Annotated in this window: 1 protein-coding gene; it reads left to right on the top strand. The window is 44.1% G+C overall.

Annotated features, from left to right (window positions below; all coding sequences use genetic code 11):
- A partial coding sequence (locus WMO25_RS17245; protein WP_349086408.1) for a Cna B-type domain-containing protein occupies positions 1-2,329 on the top strand: 2,329 nt, incomplete at both ends.

Genomic DNA, 2,329 nt, shown 5'->3' with positions numbered 1-2,329 from the left:
CAAATTGGAACGTCGTTCTACAAAGGATAAGGCGGACGGCTCACTTGCTGATTATGAAGTTGTAAAAAACGGTACAGGCGATACAGCATCTGAAGTGTGGCAGATTGCAAAAGAGAAGGGAAGAACGTGGGAAAAAACGATTCAAGATCTTCCAAAGTATGATGCAGAAGGTTATGTGTATTATTACCGCGCAACAGAAATTGGCTTTATAAGCCAAAACGGCAGCCACATAACCTTAGAGGACACTTCCAAGAATCGAAAATGGTCCGTCAGATATTATCGGACACCTGAACAAACGAAAATCGTAAACTGGAGACTGACAGAGGATGGTACATCGTATATCTTTGTGACGAAACTTTGGCAGGATAACGGCGACGAAGTGAAAGATGGTGAAACGAGAAAAAACGTTCAGATTCGTGTCTACCGAAAGACCCAGATAAAAGAGGCACTGGAGAAACAGAAAAAAACGCTGAATAAAAATGACACAGACACGGTAGATCTTAATAATCTGGAAGGTGTCAAATACTATCAGACCACACTCAGCAATAAGGGGGAATATACGAATCAGATTTCTTACTCCACTTTGCAGGAAAACATTGACGGCAATGCGTGGACAGATGGAAAAAAAGACAGCTGGACCAATTACATTGTAGTAGAACACTACGTCGGAGATCCGAATAAGGATCAGGCAACACCGGCAGAGTATACATATCAGCAGCTGATTGCTGCGGCATCTGGAAATGATGTCATTCTGTCAGGAATAGCAGAGAATAAAGAACGTTCTTATCGGACACAGATGCAGGCGGAAAATGGAGAGGTATTTATTACAAACACCCGTATCGGTCAGACTGAAATCTCTGCGAAAAAAGTCTGGAACGATGAGAATAATGCCGAGGGAGTACGGCCAAAGTCTATACAGTTTCAGCTTTATCGGGACGGAGGTGCCTATACAGACATTCCGAAAGCGGTTGAAGTTTCGTCCCAAAAAGAGGATGGCAGTGATAGTTGTAATGTAGTACTGAATCGAAGCACCGGCGTGATCACAGTAAGCAGCATAGGCAAAGAAGAAAACGGGAAGCGTGAATGGTGCTTTACCATCAAAGGGCTTGCTATGTTTTCTGCGACGGCTGTGCCGCATTCCTACAGCCTGGATGAAGTCCAGACAGACAATGCAGATGATGTGGAAGAAAAAACAGCAGGCTACAGCTATGTCCTGAAAAAGACAGCCCCTCAGGTAACAGAAACCGGCAAAACACAGACCTACACCTTTGCGTTTGAAAATACGATCACAGGAACAACCGGTCATATAGCTTACAAATACTGGAAAGATTCCGGTATCAGCTCAGACAGCCGACCAGATCTTTATATGAATCTGTATCGTTATCTGAAAAAAGATCTGAGAGAATTGCAGAAAAAAAATCCGGAGGCAACGGTGGAGGATCTTTCAGCAGATCAGCTTACTCTGTATACGGAATATAAGGATCAGATCTGGACACCCGAACCTACGGAACCTGCGGAAGGCATCGAACTGAAAACAGGCTACAACTGGAAAATCACCGTCTCTGATCTGCCGGAGTTTGACGAATCCGGAAGTGAGTACGGTTATGTATTCAAAGAAAAAATGAACAACGATGGAAAAACTGTGCTTGGTACCTATCTTCCGTCTACTCAGACAAAGTCAATCGCCAGTGAGAATGATGCAGCTGTTTATGAAGATACCTATGAAGTCTTTACCAATGTTATCAGCGATTACATGACCATACAGGGCAATAAGACCTGGACAGGCCTGGCTGGTTATCAGACCGTAGAAGATGAACTTCCGGATCCGCTGCTAACCCTGTATCGGACAATAGATCCGGAGATTATAGAAGTACAGACGAAAAGCGATGACGAGATAAAAAAGTTGATCAATACTGGAAAGCTGACACTTGTGGATACGACGCATCTTGGCAGCAGTAAAACAGACGGAAATGACAAGACACGTTATACGTTCCCGGACAACAAGAATGTTACGAAAGAGGAACTTGATAAAGGTCTGATTTCCATGCAGGATGGAAAAGCGATGCTGCCGAAGTTTGATGCGAACGGCAATCGATATACATATCTTGTTCGGGAGACGATTAAGGATCCGATTGCCAGCCAGTTGTATATATCGACAAATATCAACGGCACGATATCCAATCTGTTCCGAAAAGATCTGAACAGACGGACGATTACCGTCACAAAGCACTGGGCGGGGCGAGAGAACCTTGCAGACAACGAAAAGCAGTATCCGTCAGTTACATATACGCTGTATCGCTATGAAAAGGGTAAAGAAGCAGCTACAACG

Source organism: Coprococcus intestinihominis (assembly GCF_040096555.1).
Taxonomy (GTDB): Bacteria; Bacillota; Clostridia; order Lachnospirales; family Lachnospiraceae; genus Coprococcus_A; species Coprococcus_A intestinihominis.
The sequence above is the reverse complement of the archived record's forward strand: the minus strand, read 5'-3'. Positions and strand labels throughout refer to the sequence as shown.